Source organism: Microbacterium testaceum StLB037 (assembly GCF_008763945.1).
Classification (GTDB): Bacteria; Actinomycetota; Actinomycetes; order Actinomycetales; family Microbacteriaceae; genus Microbacterium; species Microbacterium testaceum_G.
The window spans coordinates 23,062-29,660 of sequence record NZ_VTQH01000004.1; the positions used below are offsets into that span (position 1 = coordinate 23,062).

Sequence of the window (6,599 nt, forward strand, 5' to 3'; positions counted from 1 at the left end):
TCCGCGTCACGTTCGCGTGACGATGCCGCGTCGGCGGGTGCGCACGAGCGCGACGGTGGCGAACAGCACGACCCGGACGCTGATCAGGCGGGGCGGGAGCCCGAGAGGAACGCAGACAGCGGTGTATGCCGAGCAGGGTCGATCATGGTCGCGTCCGGCGGAGCTGATGGCTCGTCGTCGGACGCGCTCGTCATCGGAGTCGTCCGGTCTCCAGGAGCTCGCGCGCGTGGGTGAGAGCGGCATCCGAATCGCTGAGACCCGACAGCAGGCGAGCCATCTCGGCTTCGCGCTCCGCGCCGTCGAGGCGGCGGACACTGGATGCCGTGACCGCACCGTCGTTCCCCTTCACGACCGTCAGGTGGTTCCCGGCGAATGCCGCGACCTGGGCGAGGTGCGTGACGGCGATCACCTGAGACGATTCGGCGAGACGGGCCAGACGCCGACCGACCTCGATCGCCGCGGCACCGCCGATCCCCGCATCGACCTCGTCGAAGACGAACGTCGGGACCGGATCGACGGCCGCGATGACGACCTCGATCGCCAGCATGACGCGGCTGAGCTCGCCCCCGGACGCTCCCCGCGAGACGGGCCGGGGGTCGGCGCCCGGGTGCGGGGCGAGAAGGATCGAGACCTCGTCCCGGCCGTGACCGGCGGGGGGTGCCGGCGCCACGTCGACGGTCAGCCGGGCGTCGGGCAGTGCCAGCGCGTGCAGCTCCTCCGTCACGGCGGCGCCCAGCCGTTCGGCGGCCTCGCGGCGAGCAGCCGTCAGCGCCTCGGCCGCGGCGTCGAGGGCGGTCGCTGCGGCGTCGCGCTGGGTCTGCAACCGCTCGATGCGGTCACCGTCGTCGTCGAGCTCGACAAGGCGAGCCGAACCGGTTTCCAGGAGCGCGATCGCCGCATCGATCGAGCCGTGCGTGCGTGCGAGTCCCGCGAGGACGCCTCGGCGTTCATCCACGGCGGCGAGTTCGTGCGGCCCCGACTCGTCGAGATCAGCGAGGTAGCCCGACAGGGCGACGGACGCATCGGTGGCCCGGTACCCCAGGTCGGCGACGAGCTCGCCGATCGCGGCGAGGGCCTCGTCGCTGCCCGAGATCCGTTCCAGGGCTCGTCGGGCCTCCGCGAGGAGCGTCACCACGTCCGGCGAGCCGTCCTCGTTGGACAGGGCGGCGTGCGCCGTCACCGCCGCGATGCGCAGGTCTTCGGCGTTGGCGAGACGTTCGGCCCGGCGCGCGAGCTCTTCCTCTTCGCCGGCGACGGGCGCCGCGGCCTCGATCTCCGCGATCGCGGAACGCAACTGCTCGGCCTCGCGCGCGCGGTCGTCGCGATCGGCGGTCAGGGTGGTCAACTCGGCGTCGAGGGCGCGCCAGGTGTCCCAGGCGGCGCGGTACGCCGAGCGAGCGGTGACCACGGGCTCGCCGCCGAAGCGGTCGAGGGCGTCGCGCTGGGCCGACGAGGACTTCAGACGCAGCTGGTCGGACTGTCCGTGCACGACGACGAGGTCGTCGGCCAGATCGGCGAGGACGCCCGCCGGTGCCGTACGACCGCCCACGGTGGCGCGCCCGCGACCTTCGCTCGAGACCGTGCGGCCGAGGTAGAGCTCGGCCGACCCTCCGCCGACAGGCTCCACGTCGCCACCGGCTTCGCGCACGCGGGCGGCGACGGCCCCCTCTTCGGGGACGAGCCAGACGCCCTCGACGGCCGCCTGGGCGGCGCCCTTGCGCACAGCCCCCGAGTCCGCGCGCTGGCCGAGCAGCAGCCCGAGGCCGGTCACGACCATCGTCTTGCCCGCACCGGTCTCACCGGTGATAGCGGTGAACCCGCGACCGATGGGCAGGGTGGCGTCGGCGATCACGCCGAGGTCGCGCAGCCGCATCTCCTCGATCACGCCGCACCTCCCGGCATCCCGCGCCATCCCGTGACGGGGAGTCGGAACTTGCGGACGAGGCGGTCCGTGAAGGCGGCGGGGTGCAGTCGGGCCAGTCGCACGGGGCGGGACGAGCGGCGCACCATCACGCGGGCACCCGGAGGCAGCTCATGCGAGCGACGCCCGTCGCACCACAGGATGCCGCTGCCGCTGGTGCGCTCGAGTACCTCCACAGCGACCATGGCGTCGGGGCTCACGACGAGCGGGCGGGCGAAGAGCGCATGCGCCGACAGGGGCACCACGGCGATGGCCTCGACCGTCGGCCAGATGACGGGTCCGCCGGCGGAGAAGTTGTAGGCGGTCGAGCCGGTCGGTGAGGCCACGACGATGCCGTCGCACCCGAAGGACGACAGGGGGCGACCGTCCACCTCCATGACGACCTCGAGCATCCGCTCTCGGCTCGCCTTCTCGACGGTCGCCTCGTTGAGCGCCCACGTCTCGAAGATGACCTCGTCGTCGGAGTCGAGAACCCGCACGGCGAGGGCGAGGCGCTCCTCGACGACGTAGTCGCGGTCGATCACGCGGCGCACGGCGTCGTCCATGTCGTCCCGCTCGATCTCGGCGAGGAATCCGACGTGACCCATATTGATGCCGAGGATGGGCACGGTACCGCCGCGTACGACCTCGGCCGCCCGCAGGATCGTGCCGTCGCCGCCGAGAACGATGGCCAGCTCGATGTCGTCGATGTCGACGTCGACGCCCAGGGTCTGCACGCCCTCGAGCGCGAGCCGCTCCGCCAGTTCGGGCCGGTCCTCCGCGGACACCACCGGTGTGGCACCGGCCGACCGCACGGCGGTCAGGATGCGTTCGGCGGCGTGGACGGTGTCGTCACGGCGCGCGTGGACGACGAGGAGGATTCGGCGATCGCTGGGGGTCATCGGCTTCCGGTCAGTCGGGTCACGGTGCTCTCCCATTCTGAGGGGTCGCTGCCCCGGGTGGCCGAGAACCACGCGACGTACTCCTGGTTGCCATGCGTACCGACGATCGGCGAGGCGATGAGCCCGGCGGTCTTGAGCCCCGCGTCCCAGGCCGCCCAGAGCACGCCGTGGACGGCATCGGATCGCAGCGCGGGGTCGGTCACGAGCCCGCCCTTGACCGCGGTGCGTCCCACCTCGAACTGCGGCTTGATCAGCAGCACGACGTCGGCGTCCGACGCTGCCGTGGCGACCACGGCCGGCAGCACATGATGCAGGGAGATGAAGGAGAGATCGCCCGTCACCACCGTGGGCCGTTCGGCGATGCCGGTGGCGCTGGCGAGAGAGTCGGCGGTCATGAACCGCACGTTATACCCCTCGACCGACACCACGTCGAGGTCCGCCGCCACGACGGTGGATAACTGCCCGTGCCCCACGTCGACGGCCATCACCGGCTTCGCACCGTGTTCGCGCAGAACCTGGGTGAATCCGCCCGTCGACGCCCCCAGGTCGAGGGCGACGCGTCCGTGCACGTCGACGTCGAACGCGTCGAGCGCGGCCAGCAGCTTGTGGGCGCCACGGCTGACGTAGTGGTCCGCCCCGGCGACCTCGACCAGACTCGCCTCATCGACCTGCGCCGACGCTTTGACCACCGGCCGTCCGTCGACGGTCACGAGTCCGCCCGAGATCAGTTGGGCCGCGTGCGAGCGCGAGCGCGCCAACCCGCGCGCCGCGAGTTCGGCGTCGAGACGAGCGGTCACGACGCCGACGCGGAATCGTTCGGTGCGGACTCGAGGCGTCGGGCCAGCTCCTCGTGCACCGCGGCGTAGGCGGCGGCACGGGTCTCGAGGGGCTGCTCCTCGATGAGGCGCAACCGGTCGATGAGCCCGGCGGCGTCCGGGGCGGAGCTGTCGGACATGGATGCCATGCTACCGACGTCAGCGCACGCGGAACGGGTCCGCGTAGAGCTGCTCCGGAACCCGGAAACCGAAGATCGCCCGACCGCTGTTCCAGATGGCGGCCGCGCCCGCGCGGAGCAGGTCGATCTGTCGACCCCCGTCGTTGACGATCCGCAGATCGACTCCGTCGATTTCGACGATCGCGTCGCCCACACGGGTACGGGCGCCTTTGACGACCGTCGTGGGGTACGGCTCGAACAGCTGCCGCAGGTCTTCCACGATGTAGTCCGGACGCTGGGCCGGCGGTGCCGCGAGGATCTGCTTCGGGCGATCGATGCCCGTCAGCACCAGCAGAGAACGCATGTCCGCCGTACGCGCGCCCTGGATGTCGGTGTCGAGACGGTCGCCGATGAACAGCGGCGTCTGCGCGCCGGTGCGGGAGACAGCGACGTCGAAGATGGGCCGCTCGGGCTTGCCGGCGATCGTGGCCAGCCGTCCGACCGCGGTGTGCACCGCCGACACGAGCGTGCCGTTACCCGGCGCGATGCCCCGCGCCTGCGGAATGGTCCAGTCGGAGTTCGTCGCCACCCATGGGATGCCGCCCTCTTCCACCGGCGTCGCGAGCGCGTAGGCCGCCTCCGCCAGGTGAACCCATCCGACCTCCGGCGCGAAGCCCTGGACCACCGCAGCGGGATGATCGTCCGCACTGCGAGTCACGACGAACCCGGCCTTCTCGACCTCGACGACGAGCCCTTCGCCGCCGATGACGAGCAGGGTCGAGCCCGCGGGGACCAGGTCGCGCATCAGGCGCATCGCCGCCTGCGGGCTCGTGGTGACATCGTCCGGCGCGACGTGCAGCCCGAGCGAGGTGAGGTGCTCGGCCACTGACGCGTCGGTGCGCGACGCGTTGTTGGTGATGTACCCGAGTCGACGCCCCTCCTGCTGGGCGCGAATGAGGCTCTCGACGGCGTGCGGCAGAGCACCCGGTCCGGCGTAGACGACACCGTCGAGGTCCGCCAGCACCACATCGACGCCCTCGAGTGGCGTCGGCTCAGGAGCGCTGCGTCGGAAGATCACCGCTCGCCTTCCTCGCCGTTCAGCTCGACGTCGGCGCCGTCGACAGGCTCGTCGCCGGCCACGCCCTCGTCGCCCGCGGAACCGGCCGACTCGCCGTCCGCGTCTTCGAGGGGGATGACTCCGGATGCCACGTCCACTCCACCCTCGTCATCGATGAGCTCGATCTCCTCGACGACGATGACCTCGCGGTCCGCGACGCCGGCGGCGGCGTCGAGTGCGTCCGCCGCGATCTCCGCACGGCGCTCCCACTCCGCGGCCTCGTCCGCGCGACCCAGCTCTTCGAGCACCGCCGCGCGCGCGGAGAAGAGCGCGGGGCTCCACTCGAACGCACGGTCCGGGTCGGCCTCGGGGATCTCGAGCTCCTGCAGAGCGCGGTCGGTCTGACCGAGGTCGAGACGTGCTCCCGACATGGCGATCGCCAGTTGCACGCGCACCGGCACCGACAGCGTCGAGCGGTCGACGGCGCGCCCCTCCTCGAGCGCACGATCGGGACGACCGACGCCGCGCTCGCTGTCGACGATGAGCGGAAGCTGCTCATCGGAACCCGTGATGCGGCGGTGCGTACGCAACTCGCGAAGGGCCAGGGCGAAGTCACCGACCGCGTACGCGGTGATGGCGACCGTCTCCCGGACGACCCCGACACGTCCCGCACTCCGGGACGCCGCGAGGGCATGCTGGTGCGCGCGCGCGGGATCCTCGTCGATCAGGCGGGCGGCCATCGCGAGGTGACGAGCGACGTTGTCGGCGTTGTCTTTGCTCAGTGTCTTCAGCTCGTTACGAGCTGCCCCCGGGAGGTCGAATGCGGTGACGTCCTCGGGAATCTCGGGGCCGCGCTCGCGTCGATCCTGGGGCGGACGCGTGGCCCGCGAGTCTTCACGGTCGTACCGTCGCGGTGCTCCGGCCCCCGGGCGACGGTCACCACTCGGGCGCCGATCCGTCCCGGAGAATCCCCGGGAATCGCCATCGCGCCGGGCCGGACGGTCTCCATCCCGTCGCACGGGACGGTCGCCGTCCCGACGGAACGGACGATCCCCCTCTCGACGAGCAGGTCGGTCACCGTCGTTGCGGAACGGACGGTCACCGTCACGACGAACGGGGCGGTCCCCGTCACGACGGAAGGGACGGTCACCGTCGTTGCGGAACGGACGGTCACCGTCACGACGAACGGGGCGGTCCCCGTCACGACGGAAGGGACGGTCACCGTCGTTGCGGAACGGACGATCCCCGTCACGACGAACCGGACGCTCACCGCCCCGGTACGGGCGATCACCGTCGCGACGCACGGGCCGGTCGCCGTCGCGACGGACGGGACGGTCACCGTCGTTGCGGAACGGACGATCCCCGTCACGACGAACGGGGCGGTCCCCGTCACGACGGAAGGGACGGTCGCCGTCGTTACGGAACGGACGATCCCCGTCACGACGAACCGGACGCTCACCGCCCCGATACGGGCGATCACCGTCGCGACGCACGGGCCGGTCGCCGTCACGGGCGGGGCGACCCGCGCCACCCGGATCGCGTCCGTAGGAACGCGATCCGCCATCGCGCTCAGGACGACCTCCGGCATCGCCGCCGCGGCGGAATGGACGCTCGCCCCGAGGCGAAGAGTCATTGTTCCGAGAGGACTGATAGCGACCGGACGCGCGGTCGCCCGAGCGCCCTTCGTTGCTCCTGCGATCGTTCGCGTCGTCCGTCGACATGACTGTCCTTCCCGGGAATTGGGCCCGTAAATGCGAAATGGCCACCCAGCTTTGGGTGGCCATTTCGACTGAAAAGAAGTCCGGC

General features: G+C 71.5%; 7 protein-coding genes. 1 reads left to right on the forward strand and 6 read right to left on the reverse strand.

Going from position 1 to position 6,599, the window contains the following annotated elements:
- Nucleotides 1-190: 190 nt before the first annotated feature.
- From recN to F9B98_RS15665, 6 genes are read right to left on the reverse strand one after another with little or no spacing between them, the layout of a single operon-like run.
- Entirely contained in the window at nucleotides 191-1,885 is a 1,695-nt protein-coding gene (gene recN, locus F9B98_RS15645; RefSeq protein ID WP_150959150.1) for a DNA repair protein RecN, read from the reverse strand.
- Complete coding sequence (locus F9B98_RS15650) at nucleotides 1,882-2,802, reverse strand: NAD kinase (RefSeq protein WP_150959151.1); 921 nt, start codon at nucleotides 2,800-2,802, stop codon at nucleotides 1,882-1,884. Before F9B98_RS15650 ends, recN begins: the two co-directional genes overlap by 4 nt.
- The gene (locus tag F9B98_RS15655) at nucleotides 2,799-3,599 is read right to left on the reverse strand and encodes a TlyA family RNA methyltransferase (protein WP_150959152.1); all 801 of its coding nucleotides are present in this window, start codon (nucleotides 3,597-3,599) and stop codon (nucleotides 2,799-2,801) included. The genes F9B98_RS15650 and F9B98_RS15655 overlap by 4 nt, the downstream gene beginning before the upstream one ends.
- Entirely contained in the window at nucleotides 3,596-3,757 is a 162-nt protein-coding gene (locus F9B98_RS16035) for a hypothetical protein (RefSeq protein WP_191966909.1), read from the reverse strand. Before F9B98_RS16035 ends, F9B98_RS15655 begins: the two co-directional genes overlap by 4 nt.
- Nucleotides 3,758-3,776: 19 nt before the next feature.
- A complete protein-coding gene (locus tag F9B98_RS15660) occupies nucleotides 3,777-4,814 on the reverse strand; it encodes an HAD-IIA family hydrolase (RefSeq protein WP_412177054.1) in 1,038 nt (345 codons plus the stop codon).
- A complete protein-coding gene (locus F9B98_RS15665; RefSeq protein ID WP_150959153.1) occupies nucleotides 4,811-5,533 on the reverse strand; it encodes a hypothetical protein in 723 nt (240 codons plus the stop codon). Before F9B98_RS15665 ends, F9B98_RS15660 begins: the two co-directional genes overlap by 4 nt.
- A 6-nt stretch (nucleotides 5,534-5,539) precedes the next feature.
- Here F9B98_RS15665 and F9B98_RS15670 point away from each other — a divergent pair, with 6 nt between their 5' ends.
- Complete coding sequence (locus F9B98_RS15670) at nucleotides 5,540-6,544, forward strand: hypothetical protein (RefSeq protein ID WP_150959154.1); 1,005 nt, start codon at nucleotides 5,540-5,542, stop codon at nucleotides 6,542-6,544.
- The last annotated feature ends 55 nt before the right edge of the window (nucleotides 6,545-6,599 follow it).

Excerpts from the sequence above, each read along its gene's own strand:
- F9B98_RS15650 (WP_150959151.1), bottom strand. The coding sequence starts at position 2,802 with ATGACCCCCAGCGATCGCCGAATCCTCCTCGTCGTCCACGCGCGCCGT.
- F9B98_RS16035 (WP_191966909.1), bottom strand. The coding sequence starts at position 3,757 with ATGTCCGACAGCTCCGCCCCGGACGCCGCCGGGCTCATCGACCGGTTG.
- F9B98_RS15665 (WP_150959153.1), bottom strand. The coding sequence starts at position 5,533 with ATGGCCGCCCGCCTGATCGACGAGGATCCCGCGCGCGCGCACCAGCAT.